This window comes from Burkholderia sp. 9775_39 (assembly GCF_015712225.1).
GTDB classification, from domain to species: Bacteria; Pseudomonadota; Gammaproteobacteria; order Burkholderiales; family Burkholderiaceae; genus Burkholderia; species Burkholderia cenocepacia.
Window position 1 is genome coordinate 147,170 of the sequence record NZ_JACCQC010000002.1, and the last position, 24,723, is coordinate 171,892.

Consider the following 24,723-nt stretch of genomic DNA (forward strand, 5'->3'; position numbering starts at 1 on the left):
GGCAATTCCCCCCTCTTATCGGAGAAATGAAAATTTACACGGCCGAAGCCCCACCCCATAAGGCTTTCACCGCCTTACGCCCACGCCATTGCTCATACAAAAGCGATCGTTTCTGCATCAATTCAATTACATTACACAAAATTACACAGACCAAATAATCGCCGTCGATACGATCGTCCTCAAACAGGAATCGGCATCTTTCGACCTCGCGCCTGCACATGCCGGAAAGGCGGGCGCGCGCGGCCGGGCTGATGCCGTGAAGTACCGGAGGGTCATCGCGCAGTCGCACGACTGCATTCACTCACCAGCTCGTTACGGGGACCGAACATGGGCTATCAGCAGGGCTTGAGCGGGTTGGCCGGTGCGTCGAGCAATCTCGACGTCATCGGCAACAACATCGCGAACGCAAACACGGTCGGCTTCAAGCAGGGACGCGCGAACTTCACCGACATGTACGCGAATTCGGTCGCGACGTCGGTCAACACGCAGATCGGCATCGGCACGCGGCTCGCGTCGGTGCAGCAGAATTTCGGCCAGGGGACCATCAATTCGACGAAGTCGTCGCTCGACGTCGCGATCAACGGCAACGGCTTCTTCCAGATGTCCAGCAACGGCGTGACCACGTACTCGCGCGACGGCACGTTCCATCGCGACAAGAACGGCGCGATCGTCGACGCGCAAGGCCGCAACCTGATGGGCTATGCGGCGGGCGCCGGCGGCGTGATCAACACCGCGCAGACCGTGCCGCTCCAGGCGCCGACCAACAACATCGCGCCGCGCGCGACGAGCAAGATCACCGGCCAGTTCAACCTGAACGCGCAGGACAAGGTGCCGGCCAAGACGCCGTTCAGCGCGACCGACAACACGACGTACAACTACAACTCGTCGATCCAGGTCTACGACACGCTCGGCGGCTCGCAGCAGGTCACGATGTACTTCGCGAAGAGCGCGGCCGGCACGTGGCAGGCCTACGCGGGCGTGCAGGGCCAGACGCCGACGAATCTCGGCACCGTCACGTTCGATGCGTCGGGCCGGATCAGCTCGACGACGTCGGCCGCGACCGGCCAGCCGACGCCGAGCCTCGGCCAGTTCGCGTTCTCGATCCCGAACACGACGGGCGGCGCCAATCCGCAGAACCTGACGCTCGACCTGGGCGGCACGACGCAGTACGGCGGCAAGGACGGCGTGACCAATCTCGCGCAGGACGGCTTCGCGAGCGGCACGCTGACGACGTTCTCGATCGGCACCGACGGCAAGCTGACCGGCAACTACTCGAACGGCCAGAGCGCGGTGCTCGGCCTGATCGCGCTCGCGAACTTCAACAACCCGAACGGACTCGTGAACATCGGCGGCAACCAGTATGCGGAAACGGCCGCGTCCGGCGTGCCGCAGATCGCCGCGCCGGGCAGCACGAACCACGGCACGCTGCAGGGGAGCGCGCTGGAAAATTCGAACGTGAACCTGACGACCGAGCTCGTGAACCTGATCACCGCACAGCGCAATTACCAGGCGAACGCGCAGACGATCAAGACCCAGCAGGCGGTCGACCAGACGCTGCTGAACCTGCGTTGACCCGCGCATGAAAAACGCGCCGCGCCGGCCCCGGATCTCGAGGCCGACGCGGCGCGTCGTGTCGTGCAGCCCGGCCCGCTGGCCGGACAGCCGTGCTTACTTGTCGAGCAGGATGCGCAGCATGCGGCGCAGCGGCTCGGCCGCGCCCCACAGCAGCTGATCGCCGACCGTGAACGCCGACAGGTATTCGCCGCCCATCGCGAGCTTGCGCAGGCGGCCGACCGGCACCGTCAGCGTGCCGGTGATCTTCGCCGGCGACAGGTCGCGCATCGACGCTTCACGCTCGTTCGGCACGACCTTCACCCAGTCGTTCGCGGACGCGAGGATGCCGTTGATTTCGTCGAGCGGCACATCCTTCTTCAGCTTGATCGTCAGCGCCTGCGAATGGCAGCGCATCGCACCGATCCGAACGCACAGCCCGTCGACCGGGATCGCACCCGGCTCGCCCATCGCCGGCTTGCCGAGGATCTTGTTGGTTTCCGCGCCGCCCTTCCACTCTTCCTTCGACATCCCGTTGCCGAGATCCTTGTCGATCCACGGGATCAGCGAACCGGCGAGCGGCACGCCGAACTGGCTCGTCGGCATCGCGTCGCTGTTCATCGTCGCGAGCACGCGGCGGTCGATGTCGAGGATCGCGGAAGCCGGATCGGCGAGCTGCTCCTGCACCGAACCATGCAGCGCGCCCATCTGCGACAGCAATTCGCGCATGTTCTGCGCGCCCGCGCCGGATGCGGCCTGGTAGGTCATCGCCGTCATCCAGTCGACGAGGTTCTCGCGGAACAGGCCGCCGAGCGCCATCAGCATCAGGCTGACCGTGCAGTTGCCGCCGATGAAGTTCTTCGTGCCCTTGACGAGCGCGTCCTTGATCACGTCCAGGTTGACCGGATCGAGGATGATGACCGCGTCGTCCTTCATCCGCAGCGACGACGCCGCGTCGATCCAGTAGCCGTTCCAGCCGGCCGCGCGCAGCTTCGGGAACACGTCGTTCGTGTAGTCGCCGCCCTGGCACGTGATGATCACGTCGCACTTCTTCAGCTCGTCGACGTTGGTCGCGTCCTTGAGCGTAGTCTCGTTTTTCGCGAACGACGGCGCCTTGCCGCCCGTGTTGCTGGTGCTGAAGAACACCGGTTCGATCAGGTCGAAATCGCCCTCTTCCTGCATGCGCTGCATCAGGACGCTGCCGACCATGCCGCGCCAACCTACGAGACCTACGTTCATGACTAACCCTTTGCTTGAATGGAGCTTCCCCGCCATTTCCGTCCCCGCGTGACCGCGCGGGGAAACAGGCGGGCACGACGGCGATCAGCGTTTAATGATCGTTTTCGTGGTAATGGTTTTCGTGATGACGATGGCGCGCGCACCCGCACGGGCAGTGTTGCCGTGGAGTTTCAGGACCGGGGAGATCAGGGAAATCAGCGCCATCGTTCGAGTCTACACAAAGCCGCTGGCCCGCACAACGGCCAACGGTGCGCGAACCGGCCGATTTTTACGGCCCGTTCGCGCCCTTTTCATCTTGGTTACCGGACTTCGATCCGTCCGCTTACAGCGCCGCGACCACCGCGTCGCCCATCGCCGCCGTGCCGACCTGCTTGCAGCCCGGCGTCGCGATGTCGCCCGTGCGATAACCCTGTTCGAGCACCGTTTTCACCGCACGCTCGATGCGATCGGCCTGCTCGGCGCGATTCAGCGAGTAGCGCAGCAGCATCGCGGCCGACAGGATCGTCGCGAGCGGGTTCGCGATGCCCTTGCCGGCGATGTCCGGCGCCGAACCGTGCGACGGTTCGTACAGGCCCTTGTTGTTCTTGTCGAGCGACGCCGACGGCAGCATGCCGATCGAACCCGTCAGCATCGACGCTTCATCCGACAGGATGTCGCCGAACATGTTGCCCGTGACGATCACGTCGAACTGCTTCGGCGCCTTCGCGAGCTGCATCGCCGCGTTGTCGACGTACATGTGCGACAGCTCGACGTCCGCGTATTCCTTCGACACGTCGATCATGATGTCGCGCCAGAACTGCGACGTCTCCAGCACGTTCGACTTGTCGACCGACAGCAGCTTCTTCGCGCGCTTTTGCGCGGCCTGGAACGCGACGTGCGCGATGCGGCGCACTTCCGGCTCCGCATAGCGCATCGTGTCGAAGCCTTCGCGCGCGCCGGCGAACGGGCCGTCCGGCGCCGCGCGCACGCCGCGCGGCTGGCCGAAGTAGATGTCGCCGTTCAGTTCGCGCACGATCAGGATGTCGAGGCCCGCGACGAGCTCCGGCTTCAACGGCGACGCATCGACGAGCTGCGGATAGCAGATCGCCGGGCGGAAGTTCGCGAACAGCTCGAGGTGCTTGCGCAGCCCGAGGATCGCCTGCTCGGGGCGCAGCGCGCGCTCCAGCGAGTCGTACTTCCAGTCGCCGACCGCACCGAACAGGATCGCGTCGGCCTGCTTCGCGAGCGCCAGCGTCGCGTCGGGCAGCGGATGGCCGCTCGCCTCGTAGCCCGCGCCGCCGACCGGCGCCTGTTCGAGTTCGAACGTCTCGTCGAGTGCGTTCAGCACCTTCACGGCTTCATTGACGATTTCCGGACCGATGCCGTCGCCGGGCAGCACTGCAATCTTCATGCGAAATTCCTGACTGGGTAGGTTGTTGGGGAGACAGGCCGGCGAGCGCGCGCACGGCGCACCCGCCACGCGCGATCAGCCGACCAGCTTCGTGTTGAGCCACGGCTGCTTCACGAGCCGCTCCGCTTCGAACTGGCGGATCTTGTCCGCGTGGCGCAGCGTGAGGCCGATGTCGTCGAAGCCGTTCAGCAGGCAGTACTTGCGGAACGCGGTGATCTCGAACGGATACTCGCGGCCGTCGCCCGCGCGCACGACCTGCGCGTCGAGGTCGATCGTCAGCTGGTAGCCGTTGAACGCATACGTGTCGTTGAACAGGTGATCGACCTGCTGCTCGGTCAGCACGATCGGCAGCAGGCCGTTCTTGAAGCAGTTGTTGAAGAAGATGTCCGCGAAGCTCGGCGCGATGATCGCGCGGAAGCCGTACTGCTGCAGCGCCCACGGCGCGTGCTCGCGCGAGCTGCCGCAGCCGAAATTCTTGCGGGCGAGCAGCACCGATGCGCCCTGGTAGCGCGGCTGGTTCAGCACGAAGTCCGGGTTCAGCGGACGCTTCGAGTTGTCCTGCCCCGGCTCGCCGTGATCGAGGTAGCGCCATTCGTCGAACGCGTTCGGACCGAAGCCCGTGCGCTTGATCGACTTCAGGAACTGCTTCGGGATGATCGCGTCCGTGTCGACGTTCTCGCGATCGAGCGGCGCCACGACGCCGGTATGTACAGTGAATTTTTCCATGATCCGTCTATCCGGTTGAAGGGCCGGCACGCGGCCGGCGCCCATCGACAAATTCTCGGTGGCGGTGTCAGTCCGCGGCGCGCTTCAGCGCGTTGCCGGCGGCGTTGACGTCCTCGCCGAAGCCTCGGACGGTATTGCAGCCCGCGAGGCCGAAGCCCAGCCCCGCCAACGCCAGCGCGGCAACCAGCCGCGCGATGACCTTCGATGCCGTCACGCGTTACCCCAGCTGGCGAATGTCGACGAAGTGGCCTTCGATGGCGGCGGCCGCCGCCATCGCGGGGCTCACGAGGTGCGTGCGGCCGCCCGCGCCCTGCCGGCCTTCGAAGTTGCGGTTCGACGTCGACGCGCAGCGCTCGCCCGGATCGAGCCGGTCGGCGTTCATCGCGAGGCACATCGAGCAGCCCGGCTCGCGCCATTCGAAGCCCGCGTCGGTGAACACCTTGTCGAGCCCTTCGCGCTCGGCCTGCGCCTTCACGAGGCCCGAGCCCGGCACGACCATCGCGAGCCGCACGTTCGACGCGATGCGACGGTTCAGTTTCTTCACGACATACGCGGCCGCGCGGATATCCTCGATCCGTGCATTCGTGCACGAGCCGATGAAGATCTTGTCGACCTTGATCGATTCGATCGGCGTGTTCGGCTCGAGCGCCATGTACGCCAGCGCGCGCTCCATCGCGTCGCGCTTGACCGGATCCTTCTCGCGCTCGGGATCGGGCACGCGACCGTCGATCGACGTGACCATTTCCGGCGACGTGCCCCACGTGACCTGCGGGACGATCTCGGCCGCGTTCAGCTCGACCACGCGGTCGAAGTGCGCGCCGTCGTCCGACTTGAACTGGCGCCAGTATTCGACGGCCTGATCCCATTCCGCGCCGGTCGGCACGAACGGACGGCCCTTCAGGTAGTCGATCGTCGTGTCGTCCACCGCGACCATGCCCGCGCGCGCGCCGGCTTCGATCGCCATGTTGCAGACGGTCATGCGGCCTTCCATCGTCAGCGCGCGAATGGTCGAGCCGCCGAATTCGATCGCGTAGCCGGTGCCGCCCGCGGTGCCGATCTTGCCGATGATCGCGAGCACGATGTCCTTCGCGGTGCAGCCGCGCGGCAGTGCGCCCTCGACCTTCACGAGCATGTTCTTGCTCTTCTTCTGCAGCAAGGTCTGCGTCGCGAGCACGTGCTCGACTTCCGACGTGCCGATGCCGTGCGCGAGCGCGCCGAACGCGCCGTGCGTCGACGTATGCGAATCGCCGCACACGATCGTCATGCCCGGCAGCGTCGCGCCCTGTTCCGGCCCGATGATGTGGACGATGCCCTGGCGCACGTCGTTCATCTTGAACTGGGTGATGCCGAATGCGTCGCAGTTCGCGTCGAGCGTGTCGACCTGCAGCTTCGAGACGGGATCGGCGATGCCGTGGCTGCGGTCCGTGGTCGGCACGTTGTGGTCCGACACGGCCAGGTTCGCGCTGATGCGCCACACCGGACGCTGCGCCATCTTCAGCCCTTCGAATGCCTGCGGGCTCGTGACTTCATGCAGCAGCTGACGGTCGATATAGAGCAGGGTCGTGCCGTCTTCCTCGGTGTGGACCACGTGGGTGTTCCACAGTTTGTCGTAGAGAGTCTGTGCCATGGGTATGCGGGGTCGTTGTGACTACAAGCCTTGCGGATGCGGTCGATTATGCCACGCAGAACGCGTCGCGGCGCAGGCCGGACGCGAAAAAACCCATTAAAAACAGTGGTTTGGCTGGTAGTGCCAATACCTGTATCGGCATTACCCGCCAACATGTGGCACGCACGATCCGGCGCGCGGCGATCGCGCGCGGGGTGCGCTGCGCGTCTAGCCGCCCGGATATTCGCGATTGATCAGGTCGAGCCGCAGCATCGCGAGCTGCATGCCGGCATTGCTCATCAGGTAAAGATCGCGCCGCCGCATCGCCGGCTGCTGGGCCGATGCATCGTAGGCGCCAGGCAGCGCCAGTCCGGCCGGCACCGCCGCCTGCATCCCCGCCGCATTCGACACGCGCACGGCGATCGACGCCTGATCGCGATGCGTGACCACGCCGACCTTGCCGAGCGCCGCGGCCGAACCGGCCTGCCTGACGATCGCGGCGGCGACGCCGTCTGGCGTCGGTATCGGGCTGCCGGCGACCGCGGCGGGCGTCGCGATCGACGTCACGCCGGCCGTCAGTCCGTACTTCGACGCGAGCACGCTCGCGACTTCCTGCTGCGCGAAAACCGGCACCGCGGCTTTCTGCCGAAGCTGGAACACGGCGTCGGCGATGGCCTCGTTCACGGGGCCCGGCAGCGGCGCGGCGGCCGATGACCCGGCGCGGCTGCCGAAGCCGAACGCGACGATCGTGTTGACGCCGGCCGCGTCGACGGACGGCGGCGTCCACGCGAAAAACGTGTCGAGCAGGTAACCGGTTTCGTCGGCGGCAGTCGCGCGATCGTTCAGTTCGTTCGTCAGCTTGCCGAGCATCTGGCGCTGCAGTTCCGCATCGGAAACGGGGGCGTCGCTTGCGAACGCGGGCGCGGCGGCGGCGCACGAGGCGGCGAGCAATGAAGTGGAGGCGAGAAAATGGCGGCGGTTCGTCATGGTCACGGAATTCGAATGGGAAACGACGGAAGGCATCAGCCCTTCGGGAACGCCTGCATCGTCGCGGTCATCGCGTGCGTCAGCATCTGCGCATACATGTCGTGCACGAGATAGAGGCTGCGGTTGCGCGTCCACGGCTGGCCCGACTGCGGGTCGTACGTGGCCGGCAGCGGCACCTCGGCGACCGCGGCCGCCTGCATGCCCGCCTGCCGCGAGGTCTGGATGCAGCGCTTCGCATGATCGCGATGGCCAACCACCGCGACGGTGCCCATCGCGGCCGCGCCGCCCGCACGCGATACGGCCACGGCCGCGACGCCCGCGGTGCTCAGGTAGACGATCGAGCCGTCGCTCGCGATCACCGGTTCGATCGACGACAGCACGTCGGCGCCCAGCCCGTATTTCGATACGAGAAAGCGCGCGATTTCCCACTGCGCGTAGACCTTGACCGGTTTCAGCTGGCGGATGCGGTACACGGCGTCCGCGAGCGCTTCGTTGACGGGCCCCGGATCGGGCAGCGCGGACTGGTTGCCGCCGGTGCTCGACGTATTGCCGCTCGCCGCGTTCGGACGATTGCCGAAGCTGTACGCGACGATCGCGCCGATCTGCGCGGCCGGCACCGTCGGCAGCGCCCACGTGAAGCCGACATCGGTCATCGCCGGCACGATCGCGTCGACCGTCGCCGCATCGTCGAGCTGGGCGTTCAGTTTCGCGGACATCTGCGCGGCGAGCGCGGCGTCGCCGATCGGCGCCGACGTGACGGCGTCGCCGCCGCCGCATGCGCCGAGGAATGACGCCGCCGCGACGGCCGGCGCGGCGGACAGGAATGTTCTGCGGGACGAGGCCGGGGGATGCTGACTCATGGGTGCGAGATGAAAGGAGGCGAATGACGAGCGCGCCTGACGACAGGCAGGACCGCCGGATTTCGCGGAATCAAGGGGAAAGGCAACTGCAGCCACGCATGAAACGGCATCGCGACGCATCACCGATCGGCGAAGCGCGATCGTAGGCGGCGTTGGTTAAATTGGAGTGAAAATGCCGATCGAATCCGCTCGGCTACCGCTCCGTTTCGCCGATGGTCGAAGCCGTTTCATCCGTGGCGAGCGCATCGCCCCTTGTTTCGCCGGTGGCCGGCGCGGGGTTTCGACGTATCGACGCGCGCGCTACGATGACGCAACGCACGTTCCCGTGATCCGGACCCGGAGCCCTCATGAAGCTCGGCCTGAAAGAATCGCTTGCGCGCCTCGACGACGCAGGCACGCTGTTCACGACGCTGTTTCACCACGGCACGCTCGACGTCGAGCTGTACCGGCCGCGCATCGAGGATCGGCAGACGCCGCACGTGCGCGACGAGGTCTACGTGATCGCCGCCGGCACGTCGCGCTTCGTCGTCGACGGGCGTGAATGCGACGTCGCGGCCGGCGACGCGCTGTTCGTCCCCGCGCACGCCGAGCATCGCTTCGTCGGCTTCTCCGACGATTTCTCGACATGGGTGTTCTTCTACGGCCCCGAAGGCGGCGAACGCGGCGCGTGACGCGCGACGCCCGCGGCACTTTCCCCGCGATCTCCTAGACTGTCTATTCGCAGCGGGAGCCGCATGGCCGCCCCGCCTTCATGCAGCCGGCAGCATTCGGTTCAACGAACAGGAGAACAGCATGCGATATGAACTCTATTACTGGCCCGAGATCCAGGGCCGCGGCGAGTACGTACGGCTCGCGCTCGAGGCCGCCGAAGCCGACTACGTCGACGTCGCGCGCGAATCGGGGCGCGGAATGGGCGTGACGGCCATGATGCGCATGATGGACAGCACGCAGGCCGAATGCGTGCCGTTCGCACCGCCGTTCCTGAAGGCGGGCGACGTGGTCGTCGGGCAGACCGCGAACATCCTGCTGTTTCTCGGCGCGCGGCTCGGGCTCGCGCCCGACGACGAAGCCGGCCGGCTGTGGGTGCATCAGATCCAGCTGACCGCCGCCGATTTCATCACCGAGATCCACGACACGCACCATCCGATCGGCAGCGGCCTGTACTACGAGGACCAGAAAGCGGAAGCGGCCGAGCGCGCGGCCGATTTCCTCGAGAACCGGCTGCCGAAGTTCCTTGGCTACTTCGATCGCGTGCTCGAACAGAATCCGCACAAGAACGGTTATATCGCGGGCAACGCGCTCAGCTATGCGGACCTGACGATGTTCCAGTTGATCGAGGGGCTGCGCTATGCGTTCCCGAAGGCGATGAAGCGCGCGGAGCGCAAGGTCACGGCGCTCGTCGCGCTGCACGATCGCGTCGCGGAGCATCCGCCCGTCGCGCGCTACCTGGCATCGGAGCGCCGCATCCCGTTCAACGACATGGGGATCTTCCGGCACTATCCGGAGCTGGACAAGTAACGGCAGCGGCACGCGTCGTTCACGCGGCGACCGCCGTCTCGTGCAGGTGGCGCCACACGATCAGGCCGTCCGCTTCGCGCCGGAACACAGGACGATCTCGCAAACGGCACGCTGGTCGACGCGCTGCCCGCGTACCGGTTTCCGCAGCAGAACGTCTACGCGCCGTACGTCGCGACGCGACACGTGCCGCAGAAGGTACGCGCATGGGTGGATTTCATGAAGGCGCAGTTGAAGCAGGCACGCTGACCGAAACGCGCGTGGCGGCACGGCTCGCTCGACGGAGGCCATACGATTCGCGCCGGCTCCCGTCGCCTCGCCGTCGCCCGCCGGCGATCAGCGCGGCTGCCCGTGCTGCGAGGCCGCCGCGTCGACGGCCTCGACCGAGCGCGTGAGCCACGGCCCGATGTCCATCTCTTCGTAGCGCACGAGCCGGCTCTTGCGCGCGCGGCGATACGCCCACCAGATCGCGACGAACAGCGGAATCCACACATAGATCGACAGCACTTCCATCCAGTCGATGCGCGCCGCGAAGAATGCCTGGTAATCCTGGCCCAGCGAAATCACGATGCAGATCGCGATCGCGAACAACAGCCCGAACGGAAACCATTTCGCGCGATACGGCAGTTGGTCGAGCCGATAGCCCTGCTTCAGGAATCCCTTGCGGAACCGGTAATGGCAGACCGCGATGCCGAGCCACGCGATGAAGCCGGTGATGCCGACCGTATTCAGCAGCCACAGATAGATGCGCTGGTTGCTGGTCAGCGACGTGAGGAAGCACAACCCGCCGACGGCCATCGTCGCGTACAGCGCGTTGCGCGGCACGCCACCCGGCGACAGCGTCGCGAACATGGCCGGCGCGCGCCCTTCCGATGCGAGGTTGTACAGCATCCGCGTCGCCGCGTAGGTGCCGGAATTGCCGGCCGACAGTACGGCCGTCAGGATCACCAGGTTCATCGCGCCGGCCGCGAGCGGGAACCCCGCATGGCTGAACACCAGCGTGAACGGGCTCACGCCGATGTCGGTCACGTCGCTCTTCAGCAGGTTCGGATCGGTGTACGGCACCAGCAGGCCGATCACGAAGATCGCCAGCACGTAGAACAGCATGATCCGCCAGAAAATCTGCTTCACCGCGCGCGGGATCGTCTTGCGCGGGTTTTCCGATTCGCCGGCCGTGATGCCGACCAGCTCGGTGCCGAGGAACGAGAAGCCCGCGATCAGCGCGACGCTCATCATCGCGTGCACGCCGCCGACGAACGGCGCGTCGCCGGTCGTGAAGTTGCGCCAGCCGACCGGAAGCCCGGTCCCGAGCACGCCGGCCGCGATCAGCAGCCCGGCCGCGATGAATGCGATCACGGTGACGACCTTGATCAGCGAGAACCAGTATTCCGATTCGCCGAAGCCGCGCACCGACAGCGTATTGAGCAGGAAGATCAGCACGAGGAAGCTCGCGCCCCACCACACGCCGGGCACCGACGGAAACCAGTAGCGCATCACGATCTGCGCGGCGACCAGCTCGATCGCGATCGTCACCGCCCAGCTGTACCAGTAGGTCCAGCCGAGCGCGACGCCGAAACCTTCGTCGACGTACTTCTCGCCGTAGATCGCGAACGAGCCCGATACCGGCATCAACGCGGCCATCTCGCCGAGCCCGGTGACGACGAAATAGACCATGATTCCGATCGCGAGATACGCGGCGATCGCCCCGCCCGGCCCCGCCTGCGCGACCGACGCGCCCGACGCGACGAACAGCCCCGTGCCGATCGAACCGCCGATCGCGATCATCGCGATGTGGCGGCCCTGCAGACGACGCTTCAGCGTCGCCCCGGACGACGCGGCCGTCTCCGCTGCCGCTTGCATAGCATCCATAGTGTTCACCCTGATTGTGATCCGGTCAGCCAAATTTGATTTGGAATGCAAATCGATCGACCTGGTCATTCGCCTCGAAACCGGCCCTGCCGGGCCGGTCGCATCACACGACGCTGCGCTTGATCGCCTGCAGTTCGGCCGTCGTCACGATCTTCTCGATCCGGAATCGCGGGCTTTCCAGCCATACGTTCGCGATCCGCCGGTACTCGTCGAGATCCTCGCACGCGAGCCGCACGAGAAAATCGAACGTGCCGCTGACGAGCCAGCAATCGAGCACGGCCGGATTCGCGCGCATTTCCTCCTCGAACGGCGCCTGCGAACGCCCGTGGTCGGCCAGCACGATCTGCGCGATCACGACGATCGGCTTGGTCGCGCGCGGCGCCTTGATCACCGCGCGATACCCTTCGATCACGCCGAGCGCCTCGAGCCGCTCCACGCGCGCCTGGCACGGCCGCGGCGTGAGGTTCACGAGCTCCGACAGCTTCCGGTACGAAATTCGCCCGTCGGTACGCAGGATGTCGAGGATCCGGAGATCGATCTTGTCGAGCTGCATCTTCTTGTCGGTCATCCGCGTTCGCTCCGGTCGGGTCGTGGCTGGTGCGCGGAACGTGTGCCGTTCCGCGCGGGGGCCACATTATCCGGCCGAAGCGGCCGCGCGCCAATCGGCTAGAACCGCAGCGACAGGCAGGTCAGGCCGCCGTCCATCTTGCGGAACTCGCTCGTGTCGATCACGTGCAGCGGCATGCCGAGCGACGCGATCGCGTCATGCACGCGCGGATAGCCGGCCGGCGTGATCAGCGTACCGTTCACGCGCAGCGTGTTGCCCGCGTATTCGTCGGCGGCCGAGATCGCGATCCGGCGATAGTCGGCGAATGCCGGATGCGCGGCCAGCGCGTCGGTCACGAGCAGCGTGTCGTCGCCGAGCGCGTTGACGACCGATTTCAGGTGCAGGCCGGCGCCGACCGGCACCGCGACGACCGAATAGCCATGGCGCGACACCAGCGCGTCGAACGCGGCGATGCCTTCCGCGTCGGTGCGGCTCGTCAGGCCGATGAAGAAGCGCTTGCCGACCTGCATCACGTCGCCGCCGTCGAGACGGCCGGACTGCATCGGCAGCAGTTCGCGATGCGCGGCGAGCGCCGCTTCGATATGAACCGTCTCGCCGCGCCGGGCAGGCGCGCCGGGACGCGTGATCACCGCGAATTCCGGCGTGACGACGGCGACGTCCTCGACGAAGTGCGAATCGGGAAACGCCTCCAGCGGCGGCAGTTCGGTCAACTCGACGCCGAGCGTGCGCAGCGCGTCGCAGTACGCGTGGAACTGCGTGAGCGTCTTGTCGTAATCGGGTGCGCCGAGTTCGGCGGTGGTCAGGCCCGCGCCGCAGGACGGCGCGGGACGGCGAACGATCGCTTGCGTGAATTGCATCGACTCCTCCATGGTCTGCGCCGCTTCCGTGCGGCGCACGGGCCGGCGGCGTTGTGTCCGGACCATTATCGGAAGCCAAATTGCGCCATTCGCGTCGATTTCGGCGGCGCCGACAGCCGATTGCGTCGAATTGCGTGCACCACGCAGCGGATTCGGCAGACGGCCTGCCCGCGGTCTTGCGAACGGCCGTTCGGGGCCGCCGCACATGCTTTATACGCCGGGCGCGAACCCCATCTGCGCACGGCCGAGCGGCGTGAGATCGCCCTCCCCCGCGCGGCCGTCGAAATCGACTTCGAAATGATCGGCCGGGAAATCGGGCGGGCTGTCGCCGCGCAGGAACGCGGAACGCTGGCGTTGCAGGTACGCGTCGTTCTTCGCGCAGCCGGGCGCGGCCGCAATGTACATCACGTTGCTGTCGCCGCTGCCGCGATGCGCATCCTCGACCGCATGCACGACGTCGCCGTGCCAGAACACCGCGTCGCCCGGCGCCATGTGCGGGATCGGCACCAGCGCATCGAGCAGCAGCGCGTGCCATTCCGGGCGAATCGACAGCGCGCGGCCGGGACGCGCGCCGCACAGGTCGTCGTCGGCGACGTCGTCCTGCAGCGCGCGCAGCACGACATAGGCCATCGCGTTCGCGACCGGAATCAGCTGCAGCGTGCCGTCGCCAGGCCCTTGCGGCGTCAGCGCGGTCCAGCCCTGGAACGTGCGGAACATCGAACACACGGCCGGCGACGGAATCTCCTCGACGTCGGGTCGGAACGCCGCATCGAACGGATCGTAATCGCGCCAGCGGCCGGCCAGCACGTGACGATAGACCTGCCGAAAATTCGCGCCGAGCCAGCGCTCGACGGAACCGCCGTCGACATGCGGCGACAGCCCGAGCGACGTCGAACCGGGCGGCCGGCGGCGAATCCGGTCCGCATACGCGGGCACCTGGTCGGGATCGAAATGCGTGCGCGCGCCGTCCGCATGCCGCCACAAGCGGTTCAGAAACACGCGCGCCTGCGTGAGCGCCGGCGACTGGCGCGCAGCCACCTGCGGCTTCGACCAGTAGACGCCGTAAATCTGCGGCTTGCCCGACGCGAGATTGCCGAAGTAACGGTCCTCCGCGCGTGCATGCAGCCGCTCGGCGAAACGGTTCGCATCCAGATACGCGCCGATCTCGTCGTTCCAGTCGCTTGCCTGCCGCGCATCGAACACGCCGCGGATCACGACCGCGCCATGCGTGCGGATCGCGGCAAGCGCGTGCGGATCGACGCTCCCGGCCGCGATATCCGCGAACGGCACGACCGGAATCACGTCATGGCCATGCGCGTGCGCGCGGCGGATCGCGTCGACCTGCCGTACGATGTCGCCTTCCAGTTCGCGGAACGTGGCCGCGTAACCGGGCAAGTCGGCGCGCAGCGCCCGTTTCGCCGCGCGAATCGCGGCGGGCAGATCGTCAATCGTCAGTTGCATCGTCGTCTCCTCGCTGAAGCGTGTCGTGATGTGCTGTCAGCGTACGGCCGGCACATGGCCGCGATCACCACTATCCGGCCAATGATCGATACAATCCTGACAATCGCGTGTCACTCGGGACGATGGCAGACCACGCAGAGCTTGTTGCCGTCCGGGTCGCGGAAATAGGCGCCGTAATAGTCGCGGTGATAGTACGGCCTCAGGCCCGGCGGCCCTTCGCAGGTGCCGCCCTGCCGCAGCGCGAGCGCGTGGCAGCGATCGACGTGCGCGCGGGTCGGTGCATCGAACGCGATCGTATGGCCGTTGCCCGGCGCCGGCGGGTGACCGTCGAGCGGCTTGCCGAAGAAGAACAGCGGCCGCTCGGCGTCGGCCGGCATCCAGCCCGACCAGCCGTCGGGCTCGCGGAATTTCAGGCGCAGCCCGAGTGCCGCGAACAGCGGCGCGTAGAAATCGTAGGCGCGCGCCGTATCGCTGACGCCCACGCAAACATGTGAAAACATGGCATCGCTCCGGGGTGACGATCGCTCACGATCATGCCACGACGCGCTGCCCGCCCCCACCGGAGGCCGTGATGAAACCGCAATACGAGCACGTGACGTTCGCATCCGGCTGTTCGATCCGCGTCTATCATCGCCAGCTCGCGCGCATCCCGTTCGAATGGCATCGCCATCCCGAGTACGAACTGACGCTGACGCTCAACAGCCGCGGCCAGCGCTTCATCGGCGATCACGTCGCACACTACGCGGACGACGATCTCGTGCTCGTGCCGCCCAACCTGCCGCATACGTGGTCGTCGAACGCGCGCATCGATCGCGACGCGCCCGAGGTCGCGCTCGTCGTCTGGTTCGACGGGGACTGGGCGCGGCGGCTGGCCGACTGCTGCCCCGAATACGCGCCGCTGCGTTCGCTGCTGCGACGCGCGGCGCCCGGCCTGCGCTTCGACGGGGAGACGGCCCGCGCGATGCGCGCGCGGCTGCCGCTGTTGCTCGATCCGTCGCCGCGCGTGCGGCTCGCAGCCACGCTGGACACGCTTGCCGATCTCGCGGAAACCGGCGGCGAACCGCTCGCCACCGCGCACGCGTACGACCGGCCCGACGGCGCCGCGTCGCCCGCCGACCCGGCCGCGCCCGAGGCCGAGCGCCTCGACCGCGTGCTCGACGCGATCGACCGGCATTTCCACGAACCGCTGCGCATCGATGCACTCGCCGCTGCCGCGCACATGTCCGAACGCACGCTGCAACGGCTGTTCGTCCGGCATCTCGGCGAAAGCGTCGGCCGCTACGTGCAGCGGCTGCGGCTCGCGCACGCATGCCGCCACCTCGTCGGCACCGACTGGCCGATCGCGACGGTGGCCGCGCGCTGCGGCATTCCGAATGCCGCGAACTTCAATCGCCAGTTCCTCGCCGCGCGCGGCACGACGCCCGGCGCGTACCGGCAATTCTTCAAGCAGCACGGCCACGCGCCCGACGGCGATGCACCCGCGCTCGACACACGGCCGCCGTCGCTGGAGCGCCGCACTGGATCGGGCCAACATCGACCGCCCAAATGAAAACACCCCGACGGGCTGACCCGTCGGGGTGTCGTGGCGTGGCGATTGCCCGACGCGAGCGGCCTGCCGGCCGTTCGCGCCACACACGGCTTAACGTGCGTTGAGCGGCTTCGCTTCGCGCGGCGTATCGCCGATGAACAGCTGACGCGGACGGCCGATCTTCTGTTCCGGATCCGCAATCATTTCGTTCCACTGTGCGATCCAGCCGACCGTACGTGCCATCGCGAAGATACACGTGAACATCGACGTCGGGATGCCCAGCGCGCGCTGGACGATGCCCGAGTAGAAGTCGACGTTCGGGTACAGCTTGCGCGACACGAAGTATTCGTCTTCCAGCGCGATCTTCTCGAGCTGCATCGCGAGCTTGAACAGCGGGTCGTCGTGCAGGCCCAGTTCGTTCAGCACTTCGTAGCACGTTTCGCGCATCAGCTTCGCACGCGGGTCGTAGTTCTTGTACACGCGGTGGCCGAAGCCCATCAGCTTCACGCCCGAATTCTTGTCCTTCACCTGCTTGATGAATTCGGGGATGTTGTCCGGCGAACCGATCTGCTCGAGCATGTTCAGCGCGGCTTCGTTCGCACCACCGTGCGCCGGGCCCCACAGACACGCGATACCGGCTGCGATACACGCGAACGGGTTCGCGCCCGACGAGCCGGCCAGGCGGACCGTCGACGTCGATGCGTTCTGCTCGTGATCGGCGTGCAGGATCAGGATACGGTCGAGCGCGCGGACGAGCACGTCGTTGACCTTGTACTCTTCGCACGGGTTCGAGAACATCATGTGCATGAAGTTCGCGCTGTACGACAGCGAGTTCTTCGGATACACGAACGGCTGGCCGATGCTGTACTTGTACGCCATCGCGACGAGCGTCGGCAGCTTCGCGATCATGCGGATCGCCGACACTTCGCGGTGACGCGGGTCGTTGATGTCGAGCGAGTCGTGGTAGAACGCGGACAGTGCGCCGACCGCGGCGACCAGGATCGCCATCGGGTGCGCGTCGCGACGGAAGCCACGGAAGAAGAAGTGCATCTGCTCGTGCACCATCGTGTGCTTCGTGACGGTGTCGACGAATTCCTTCTTCTGCGCGGCGTTCGGCAGTTCGCCCTTCAGCAGCAGGTAGCAGCTTTCGAGGAAGTCCGCGTTTTGCGCGAGGTTGTCGATCGGGTAGCCGCGATACAGCAGTTCGCCCTTGTCGCCGTCGATGTACGTGATCGCCGAATTACACGAAGCCGTCGACATGAAGCCCGGGTCGTACGTGAACTTGCCGGTCTGGCCGTACAGCTTGCGGATGTCGATCACGTCCGGGCCCATCGTGCCCTTGTAGATCGGCAGTTCGACGCTCGGCGAGTTGTCGCTGAACGATAGCGTGGCTTTAACATCAGACGGAGTCATGGCACATCCTCAATCGAAATAAAGAAACGGGATTCGATAACGGGCACAGCGCGTTACACCTTGGCGTTACACGTTGCGCAGCATCTCCAACAGCCGGTGAATGTCCGGGCTGTCTAGGTCGCCCTCTGGTTCCTTGCGCGCGAGGAGCAAGTCCATCAGGTCGTTGTCGCTCAGATCGAGCAGGCGCGACAACGCGCCTACGTCTGCATCGGTGAGGTCATGCTCGTATCTGCTGAAGAACCGTTCGAAAACGATGTCGTTTTCCAGCAGACCCCGCCGCGCACGCCAGCGAAGGCGCGCGCGACGGTGCGGGTCGGATTGATGCGAATCGCTCATCTCGACCTTAAACAGCGCGGCGGACCATCAGTTCCTTGATCTTGCCGATCGCCTTCGTCGGGTTCAGGCCCTTCGGGCAAACGTCGACGCAGTTCATGATCGTGTGGCAACGGAACAGACGGTACGGGTCTTCCAGGTTGTCGAGACGCTCGCCGGTCGCCGTGTCGCGGCTATCCGCGATGAAGCGGTAAGCCTGCAGCAGGCCGGCCGGGCCGACGAACTTGTCCGGGTTCCACCAGAAGCTCGGGCACGACGTCGAGCAGCTCGCACACAGAATGCACTCGTACACGCCGTCGAGTTCGTCGCGCTCTTCCGGCGACTGGAGGCGTTCCTTCTCCGGCGGCGGCGCGTCGTTGATCAGGTACGGCTTGATCGAGTGGTACTGGTTGAAGAAGTGCGTCATGTCGACGATCAGGTCGCGCACGACGGGCAGGCCCGGCAGCGGACGCAGCACGATCTTCTGCGGCAGATCGTTCAGGTTCGTCAGGCACGCGAGACCGTTCTTGCCGTTGATGTTCATCGCGTCCGAACCGCACACGCCTTCACGGCACGAACGACGGAACGACAGCGTCTCGTCCAGGGCCTTCAGCTTGACCAGTGCGTCGAGCAGCATGCGCTCATGCTGGATCTCGAGCTCGTACGTCTGCATGCGCGGCGCTGCGTCCTTGTCCGGATCGTAGCGGTAGACTTCAAAAATGCGTTTTGCCATTTCGGATTCCTTTGACTCGGCTTAGAACGTGCGCGGCTTCGGCGGCACGGATTCGACCGTCAGCGGCTTCATTTGAACCGGCTTGTAGTCGAGGCGATCGCCTTCGCTGTACCACAGCGTGTGGCGCAGCCAGTTCTCGTCGTCACGGTGTTCGTAGTCGCTGTGCGCGTGCGCGCCGCGGCTTTCCTTGCGCGCTTCCGCCGACACCATCGTCGCGCGGGCCACTTCGATCAGGTTCTCCAGCTCGAGCGCTTCGACGCGCGCGGTGTTGAACACCTTCGACTTGTCCTTCAGGTGGATGTTTTCCACGCGCGCCTTCAGGCCGGCCATCTGGTCGACGCCTTCCTTCAGCAGTTCCGACGTGCGGAACACGCCTGCGTGCTTCTGCATCGTCGAGCGGATGTCGTTCGCGACGTCCTGCGTGTATTCGCCCGACGTCGACTTGTCGAGCTTCGCGAGGCGCGCCAGCGAGAATTCACCTGCATCGGCCGGCAGCGGCTTGTGTTCCTTCTGGTTCTTCACGTGCTCGACGATGTGGTTGCCGGCCGCACGGCCGAACACCACGAGATCCAGCAGCGAATTCGTGCCGAGGCGGTTCGCGCCGTGCACGGACACGCACGAGCACTCGCCCACTGCGTAGAAACCGTTGACCGGATCCTTGTGGCCGCGCGACGTGCCGACGACCTGACCGTGGATGTTGGTCGGGATGCCGCCCATCTGGTAGTGGATCGTCGGGACGACCGGGATCGGTTCCTTGATCGCGTCGACGTTCGCGAACTTCAGCGCGATTTCGCGGATCGACGGCAGACGCTTCATGATCGTCTCGGCGCCGATGTGCGACAGGTCGAGCAGCACGTGATCCTTGTTCGGACCGACGCCGCGACCTTCCTTGATTTCCTGGTCCATCGAACGCGACACGAAGTCACGCGGCGCCAGATCCTTCAGCGTCGGCGCGTAGCGCTCCATGAAACGCTCGCCGTTCGCGTTGCGCAGGATCCCGCCTTCGCCGCGCACGCCTTCGGTGATCAGCACGCCCGCGCCGGCCACGCCGGTCGGGTGGAACTGCCAGAACTCCATGTCCTGCAGCGCGATGCCCGAACGCGCGGCCATGCCGAGGCCGTCGCCGGTGTTGATGAACGCGTTGGTCGATGCCGCGAAGATCCGGCCTGCGCCGCCCGTCGCGAACAGCGTCGTCTTGCCTTCCATGATGTAGACGTCGCCCGTCTCCATCTCGAGGGCCGTCACGCCGAGCACGTCGCCGTCCGCGTCGCGGATCAGGTCGAGCGCCATCCATTCGACGAAGAACTGCGTCTTCGCTTCGACGTTCTGCTGGTACAGCGTGTGCAGCAGCGCGTGGCCGGTACGGTCGGCGGCCGCGCAAGCGCGCTGGACCGGCTTCTCGCCGTAGTTCGCGGTGTGGCCGCCGAACGGACGCTGGTAGATCGTGCCGTCCGCGTTGCGGTCGAACGGCATGCCGAAGTGCTCGAGCTCGTACACGACGTTCGGCGCTTCGCGGCACATGAATTCGATCGCGTCCTGGTCGCCGAGCCAGTCGGAGCCCTTGATCGTGTCGTAGAAATGGAAGTGCCAGTTGTCTTCGCTCATGTTGCCGAGCGACGCGCCGATACCGCCTTGCGCGGCCACCGTGTGCGAACGCGTCGGGAACACCTTCGACAGCACGCCGACCGACAGGCCCGCGCGCGACAGTTGCAGCGCCGCGCGCAAGCCGGAGCCGCCCGCGCCGACGATCACGACGTCAAACTTGCGGCGCGGGAGGGAAGTTTTGATTGCAGCCATTCTTTACACTCTCCAGAGAATCTGCGCGGCGTAGCCCGCACATGCGAGCAGCCAGACGATGGTCAGCGATTGCAGCAGCAGGCGCACACCGACGGGCTTCACGTAGTCCATCCAGATGTCGCGCACGCCGACCCATGCGTGGTAGAAGAGGGAAAGCAGCATCACGAAGGTCGCGAGCTTCATCCATTGCGCGGCGAAGATCGATGCCCAGCCTTCGTACGAAAAATCGTGCGCGCCGAAGAACAGGACGAGCAGAATGACCGTGTAGACCGCCATGATCGTGGCGGTGACGCGCTGCGCGAGCCAGTCGCGCAGGCCGTAGTGTGCGCCGACGACGAGGCGCTTCGAGCCGATTCGGTTGTTGGCTGCCATTTTCTTAGAATGCTCCGAACAGTTTGAGTGCCATGGCGATCGTCAGCGCGATCGAGACGACAAAGACGACGACGGCCGTCCGCTTGCCGCCTTCCTTCGTGACGGCGTCGTGGTTGACGTCCATCAGCAGGTGGCGAATGCCGGCGCAGAAATGGTGGAAGAAGGCCCACGACAACGCGAGGACGATCAGCTTGACGACGATGTTGGAGAGGAAGGCCTTGAAGACTTCGAAGCTGAGCTCGGACGTCAGGCTCTGGTCGAAGAGGAACAGCAGGAACGGCAGGAACAAGAACAGCAGCGCGCCGCTGACTCGATGGAGAATCGACAATATCGCCGCCAGCGGCATGCGATATTTCATCGTGATATCGCCGAATCCGATGTTCCGGTATTCCGGCCTCGGCTTTCTTACTGCGTCAGTCATGCTAGACCCCTACTATGTTGTCACACTAATCCGCAATTTTAGCGCCTTTTTATATCGCGCTGCAGCGAAAGTCTGCTCTGGATAGTTGCGCGAACAAGAACAAAGGCGGCCCGAAACGTGCTTCGCGAGCGTGGGGTACGCGAATGCACGCGGCCTGAGCCAAACGTCGTCAACTCAAGTCATTCTGATAGTAGTACCCGGTTGTGACATACCAGCCGCGTCGCACTTCCACCGGCCGGTCCCCGTACGTATAGGACACGCGCTCCACCGACAGCAGCGGGAAACCCGCCGGCACGTGCAGCAGGTCGGCCACCGCCGGATCCGCCGCGACCGCGCGGATCTTCTCCGTCGCGCGGATCATCCGCGTACCGAACTCCGTCTCGAACATCGCGTAGAGCGGCCCCTTGTATTCGCTCAGCCGCTCGAACGTGAGCCCGCGGAACATCGCGCCCGGCAGCCAGATCTCGTCGAGCACCGTCGCTTCGCTCTCAAACTCCAGCAGGCGGCGCACCTGCACGACGGGATCGGCCGGCTTCAGGTCGAGCTGCCGCGCGATCTCGGCCGGCGCGCGCAGGCGCCGGCATTCGAGCAGGCGGCTCACGTGCGGGTGCTCGGCACCGTCGTCGGCCAGCAGCCGCAGGAAGCGGAACTGCGCGCGATCTTCGTTGTGCGTTGCAACAAAAGTGCCCTTGCCCTGCCGCCGGACCACGAGGTTTTCGGCGGCCAGCTCGTCGATCGCCTTGCGAACGGTGCCCTGGCTGACCTTGTAACGGGCCGCGAGCTCCACTTCGCTGGGGATGATCTCGCCCGGCTTCCACTCGCCGGATTCGAGACTTTGCGTGATCAATGACTTAATCTGCTGGTATAACGGGCTGAACGTCGGCGACGCGGAGGCCGCGGGCGAGGCTGCGGGATCGCCCGCGCCCGGCTGCCCTGGGCCGCCTGCGCCGGTCTGATTCGCGGTGTTCGCCTGGTTCGATGTCATGGCGCGCATTTCATCACAAACCGCACTTTTTCGTCCACTCAATTTCCGCAAAACATCTGTCTTATATAAGACATATGATACCGTTTGACTTTGCGCGTGACGGCTCCTACACTCCCGGTCGAGCAAGGGTTCGCGGGTGCAACAGCGCGTCCCCGGCTACGTGCCACGGCCGTCTCCAGGTTCACCGCGTCTGCCATCGCGAGTCCTCCGCCCTGCTTCAATGCAACGCTACGCACAACGCGCATAGAATGGCGTTTTCGCTCGCGTCCAACGCTTCACCCGTCCTGGAGATTTTCAATGGCTAAGCCCGCAAAGCGCGTTGCCGTCACCGGCGCCGCAGGTCAAATCGCTTACTCCCTGCTGTTCCGCATCGCGAACGGCGACCTGCTCGGCAAGGATCAGCCGGTCATCCTGCAGCTGCTCGACCTCCCGCAAGCCCAAGCCGCCGTCAAAGGCGTCGTGATGGAACTCGACGATTGCGCGTTCCCGCTGCTCGCGGGCGTCGTGATCACCGACGATCCGAAGGTTGCATTCAAGGATGCAGACGTCGCGCTGCTGGTCGGTGCACGTCCGCGCTCGAAGGGCATGGAGCGCAAGGACCTGCTGTCGGCGAACGCCGAAATCTTCACGGTTCAGGGCGCTGCGCTGAACGAAGTCGCGAGCCGCGACGTGAAGGTGCTGGTCGTCGGCAACCCGGCGAACACGAACGCGTACATCGCGATGAAGTCGGCGCCGGATCTGCCGAAGAAGAACTTCACGGCCATGCTGCGCCTCGACCACAACCGCGCGCTGTCGCAACTCGCCGCCAAGTCGGGCAAGCCGGTCGCGTCGATCGAGAAGCTCGCCGTGTGGGGCAACCACTCGCCGACGATGTACCCGGACTTCCGCTTCGCGACCGCCGAAGGCGAATCGCTGCTGAAGCTGATCAACGACGACGTGTGGAACCGCGACACGTTCATCCCGACCGTCGGCAAGCGCGGCGCGGCGATCATCGAAGCGCGCGGCCTGTCGTCGGCAGCGTCGGCAGCCAACGCGGCGATCGACCACGTCCGTGACTGGGTGCTCGGCACGAACGGCAAGTGGGTCACGATGGGCATCCCGTCGGACGGCTCGTACGGCATCCCCGAAGACATCATCTACGGCGTGCCGGTCACCTGCGAAAACGGCGAATACAAGCGCGTCGAAGGCCTGGAAATCGACGCGTTCTCGCGCGAGAAGATGGACGGCACGCTGGCCGAGCTGCTCGAAGAGCGCGATGGCGTCGCCCACCTGCTGAAGAACTAAGCATCATGCGCCTTTGCCGGGCGGCCCTCGGGCCACCCGGTTCCGGTCCGGGCCGGCCAGCCGCCGGCCCTGCCGAACGATCCGATCCGCGCACGTTTTGCCGCCCGACGCCCGCCGCGCACCGGCCCAGAACCTGCCCGAATCCGATTTTCTCCACGTTGACCCGCTTCCCTGACGTAGAAGAGATGGCCGTGCTCACTCCTGCACAAGTGCTGTACGACGGGGCGCCCCCGCCCGCGATCCTGCCCTGCTGCGATCATTACGCGGGCAGCGAGAAGCTGATGCGCAAGTCGCTCGCGCTGCAGGCCGAGCTGGGTCCCGTGTTCGACCTCACACTCGACTGCGAGGACGGCGCGGCCGTCGGCCAGGAGGCCGCGCACGCGGCGCTCGTCGCCGACCTGCTCGGCAGCGCCGAGAACCGCTTCGGCCGCGCCGGGGTCCGCATCCACGACTTTTCCCATCCGCACTGGCGCGACGACGTGCGCATCGTGCTGCGCGCATCGCGCGTACCCGCCTACATCACGCTGCCGAAGGTCGCGAACGCCGCCGACGCGGCCGAAATGACCGCGTTCATCGAAGGCACCCGCCGCGAGCTCGGCATCGCGCAGCCGATCCCGGTCGACGTGCTGATCGAGACGCACGGCGCGCTCGCGCAGGCGGCCGCCCTCGCCGCGCTGCCGACGGTCGGCACGCTGAGCTTCGGGCTGATGGATTTCGTGTCCGCGCACCACGGCGCGATTCCCGATTCCGCGATGCGCTCGCCCGGCCAGTTCGATCATCCGCTCGTGCGCCGCGCGAAGCTGGAAATCGCCGCCGCCTGTCACGCGCACGGCAAGACGCCGTCGCACAACGTGACGACCGAGGTGCGCGACATGAGCGTCGTGGCCGGCGATGCGCGCCGCGCGCGCGACGAATTCGCGTTCACGCGGATGTGGAGCATCCACCCCGCACAGATCCGCCCGATCGTCGACGCGTTCGCGCCGCGCACCGACGAAGTCACGCTGGCCGCCGAGATCCTGCTGGCCGCGCAGGCCGCCGACTGGGGCCCGACGCGCCACGGTGATACGCTGCACGATCGCGCGAGTTATCGTTATTACTGGTCGGTGCTGCGCCGCGCGCAGGCCACCGGCCAACCCGTACCGTCCGAGGCCGCACCGCTGTTCGGCCCTGCCGCAGCGGGCGTCGCGCCGTGAGCGCGCGCCGCCTGTCGATACACGCGTTTCATGCATTCGTCGATGCGCGAACCGGA

Annotated in this window: 27 protein-coding genes and 1 pseudogene; 7 read left to right on the plus strand and 21 right to left on the minus strand. The window is 66.0% G+C overall.

All coding sequences use genetic code 11. The features are described from left to right. Positions 1–34: 34 nt before the first annotated feature. Positions 35–301 carry a hypothetical protein gene (locus H0X90_RS03460; RefSeq protein ID WP_125346341.1) on the minus strand — a complete coding sequence of 89 codons (267 nt, stop codon included), beginning with the start codon at positions 299–301 and terminating at the stop codon, positions 35–37. 26 nt (positions 302–327) lie between these two features. Between H0X90_RS03460 and flgE the strand changes: the two genes are divergently transcribed. Beyond that, positions 328–1,572 carry a flagellar hook protein FlgE gene (gene flgE, locus H0X90_RS03465; protein WP_077190760.1) on the plus strand — a complete coding sequence of 415 codons (1,245 nt, stop codon included), beginning with the start codon at positions 328–330 and terminating at the stop codon, positions 1,570–1,572. A 96-nt stretch (positions 1,573–1,668) separates the two neighbouring features. Here the strand turns inward: flgE and asd are convergent, their stop codons facing one another. The 8 genes from asd to H0X90_RS03505 all read right to left on the minus strand — a co-directional run bounded on the left by asd (position 1,669) and on the right by H0X90_RS03505 (position 8,359). Further along, the gene (gene asd / locus H0X90_RS03470; RefSeq protein ID WP_012493211.1) at positions 1,669–2,790 is read right to left on the minus strand and encodes an aspartate-semialdehyde dehydrogenase; all 1,122 of its coding nucleotides are present in this window, start codon (positions 2,788–2,790) and stop codon (positions 1,669–1,671) included. Positions 2,791–2,874: 84 nt separating this feature from the next. After that, positions 2,875–2,994 (minus strand): hypothetical protein, encoded by a 120-nt coding sequence (locus tag H0X90_RS03475; protein WP_006756675.1) that lies wholly within the window; start codon positions 2,992–2,994, stop codon positions 2,875–2,877. A 118-nt stretch (positions 2,995–3,112) separates the two neighbouring features. Further along, entirely contained in the window at positions 3,113–4,180 is a 1,068-nt protein-coding gene (gene leuB, locus H0X90_RS03480) for a 3-isopropylmalate dehydrogenase (protein ID WP_048985275.1), read from the minus strand. Between the two features lie 75 nt (positions 4,181–4,255). Next, the gene (gene leuD, locus H0X90_RS03485) at positions 4,256–4,906 is read right to left on the minus strand and encodes a 3-isopropylmalate dehydratase small subunit (protein WP_012493210.1); all 651 of its coding nucleotides are present in this window, start codon (positions 4,904–4,906) and stop codon (positions 4,256–4,258) included. 67 nt (positions 4,907–4,973) lie between these two features. Further along, the gene (locus H0X90_RS03490; protein ID WP_006487745.1) at positions 4,974–5,120 is read right to left on the minus strand and encodes an entericidin A/B family lipoprotein; all 147 of its coding nucleotides are present in this window, start codon (positions 5,118–5,120) and stop codon (positions 4,974–4,976) included. 3 nt (positions 5,121–5,123) lie between these two features. Beyond that, a complete protein-coding gene (leuC, locus tag H0X90_RS03495) occupies positions 5,124–6,533 on the minus strand; it encodes a 3-isopropylmalate dehydratase large subunit (protein WP_043205143.1) in 1,410 nt (469 codons plus the stop codon). Between the two features lie 207 nt (positions 6,534–6,740). After that, entirely contained in the window at positions 6,741–7,499 is a 759-nt protein-coding gene (locus H0X90_RS03500) for a hypothetical protein (protein ID WP_048985273.1), read from the minus strand. A 35-nt stretch (positions 7,500–7,534) separates the two neighbouring features. Beyond that, the gene (locus H0X90_RS03505; protein ID WP_077190761.1) at positions 7,535–8,359 is read right to left on the minus strand and encodes a hypothetical protein; all 825 of its coding nucleotides are present in this window, start codon (positions 8,357–8,359) and stop codon (positions 7,535–7,537) included. Between the two features lie 347 nt (positions 8,360–8,706). Here H0X90_RS03505 and H0X90_RS03510 point away from each other — a divergent pair, with 347 nt between their 5' ends. From H0X90_RS03510 to H0X90_RS35695, 3 genes and pseudogenes are all read left to right on the plus strand, one after another. Then, positions 8,707–9,030 (plus strand): cupin domain-containing protein, encoded by a 324-nt coding sequence (locus tag H0X90_RS03510; protein ID WP_006487734.1) that lies wholly within the window; start codon positions 8,707–8,709, stop codon positions 9,028–9,030. A gap of 121 nt (positions 9,031–9,151) precedes the next feature. Next, entirely contained in the window at positions 9,152–9,877 is a 726-nt protein-coding gene (locus H0X90_RS03515; protein WP_060268289.1) for a glutathione S-transferase, read from the plus strand. 87 nt (positions 9,878–9,964) lie between these two features. Continuing rightward, positions 9,965–10,123 (plus strand): annotated as a pseudogene (locus tag H0X90_RS35695) (LysR family transcriptional regulator); the annotation flags it as partial. 87 nt (positions 10,124–10,210) lie between these two features. Here the strand turns inward: H0X90_RS35695 and H0X90_RS03520 are convergent. The 5 genes from H0X90_RS03520 to H0X90_RS03540 form a co-directional block, all read right to left on the minus strand. Continuing rightward, positions 10,211–11,743, minus strand: a complete 1,533-nt coding sequence (locus tag H0X90_RS03520; RefSeq protein ID WP_077190762.1) for an amino acid permease — start codon at positions 11,741–11,743, stop codon at positions 10,211–10,213. 103 nt (positions 11,744–11,846) lie between these two features. Further along, positions 11,847–12,311 carry an Lrp/AsnC family transcriptional regulator gene (locus tag H0X90_RS03525; RefSeq protein WP_006487769.1) on the minus strand — a complete coding sequence of 155 codons (465 nt, stop codon included), beginning with the start codon at positions 12,309–12,311 and terminating at the stop codon, positions 11,847–11,849. Between the two features lie 98 nt (positions 12,312–12,409). Beyond that, the gene (locus H0X90_RS03530; RefSeq protein ID WP_043205168.1) at positions 12,410–13,168 is read right to left on the minus strand and encodes a dimethylarginine dimethylaminohydrolase family protein; all 759 of its coding nucleotides are present in this window, start codon (positions 13,166–13,168) and stop codon (positions 12,410–12,412) included. A gap of 210 nt (positions 13,169–13,378) precedes the next feature. Then, positions 13,379–14,629, minus strand: a complete 1,251-nt coding sequence (locus tag H0X90_RS03535; protein ID WP_077190763.1) for a DUF1479 domain-containing protein — start codon at positions 14,627–14,629, stop codon at positions 13,379–13,381. A 110-nt stretch (positions 14,630–14,739) separates the two neighbouring features. Next, the gene (locus tag H0X90_RS03540; RefSeq protein ID WP_077020965.1) at positions 14,740–15,129 is read right to left on the minus strand and encodes a VOC family protein; all 390 of its coding nucleotides are present in this window, start codon (positions 15,127–15,129) and stop codon (positions 14,740–14,742) included. A 71-nt stretch (positions 15,130–15,200) separates the two neighbouring features. On the opposite strand from H0X90_RS03540, the gene H0X90_RS03545 reads away from it, so the two are divergent. Further along, entirely contained in the window at positions 15,201–16,178 is a 978-nt protein-coding gene (locus H0X90_RS03545) for an AraC family transcriptional regulator (RefSeq protein ID WP_058902902.1), read from the plus strand. A 90-nt stretch (positions 16,179–16,268) separates the two neighbouring features. Here the strand turns inward: H0X90_RS03545 and gltA are convergent, their stop codons facing one another. From gltA to H0X90_RS03580, 7 genes are all read right to left on the minus strand, one after another. Continuing rightward, the gene (gene gltA / locus H0X90_RS03550) at positions 16,269–17,570 is read right to left on the minus strand and encodes a citrate synthase (RefSeq protein WP_006487713.1); all 1,302 of its coding nucleotides are present in this window, start codon (positions 17,568–17,570) and stop codon (positions 16,269–16,271) included. A gap of 66 nt (positions 17,571–17,636) precedes the next feature. Further along, positions 17,637–17,906: a succinate dehydrogenase assembly factor 2 gene (locus H0X90_RS03555; protein ID WP_006495963.1), complete on the minus strand. Its 270-nt coding sequence runs from the start codon at positions 17,904–17,906 to the stop codon at positions 17,637–17,639. A gap of 7 nt (positions 17,907–17,913) precedes the next feature. Beyond that, positions 17,914–18,615 (minus strand): succinate dehydrogenase iron-sulfur subunit, encoded by a 702-nt coding sequence (locus H0X90_RS03560; protein WP_006479352.1) that lies wholly within the window; start codon positions 18,613–18,615, stop codon positions 17,914–17,916. A gap of 21 nt (positions 18,616–18,636) precedes the next feature. Beyond that, on the minus strand, positions 18,637–20,412 hold the full coding sequence (sdhA, locus tag H0X90_RS03565; protein WP_006487772.1) for a succinate dehydrogenase flavoprotein subunit: 1,776 nt from the start codon (positions 20,410–20,412) through the stop codon (positions 18,637–18,639). Positions 20,413–20,415: 3 nt separating this feature from the next. Continuing rightward, a complete protein-coding gene (gene sdhD, locus H0X90_RS03570) occupies positions 20,416–20,784 on the minus strand; it encodes a succinate dehydrogenase, hydrophobic membrane anchor protein (protein WP_006487767.1) in 369 nt (122 codons plus the stop codon). Positions 20,785–20,788: 4 nt separating this feature from the next. Then, the gene (gene sdhC / locus H0X90_RS03575) at positions 20,789–21,205 is read right to left on the minus strand and encodes a succinate dehydrogenase, cytochrome b556 subunit (protein WP_012493208.1); all 417 of its coding nucleotides are present in this window, start codon (positions 21,203–21,205) and stop codon (positions 20,789–20,791) included. A gap of 169 nt (positions 21,206–21,374) precedes the next feature. Continuing rightward, positions 21,375–22,199 (minus strand): GntR family transcriptional regulator, encoded by an 825-nt coding sequence (locus H0X90_RS03580; protein WP_012493207.1) that lies wholly within the window; start codon positions 22,197–22,199, stop codon positions 21,375–21,377. Positions 22,200–22,487: 288 nt separating this feature from the next. Here H0X90_RS03580 and H0X90_RS03585 point away from each other — a divergent pair, with 288 nt between their 5' ends. Further along, positions 22,488–23,474: a malate dehydrogenase gene (locus tag H0X90_RS03585; protein WP_006487742.1), complete on the plus strand. Its 987-nt coding sequence runs from the start codon at positions 22,488–22,490 to the stop codon at positions 23,472–23,474. A 185-nt stretch (positions 23,475–23,659) separates the two neighbouring features. Beyond that, complete coding sequence (locus tag H0X90_RS03590) at positions 23,660–24,667, plus strand: CoA ester lyase (protein WP_048985266.1); 1,008 nt, start codon at positions 23,660–23,662, stop codon at positions 24,665–24,667. Positions 24,668–24,723 lie beyond the last annotated feature (56 nt).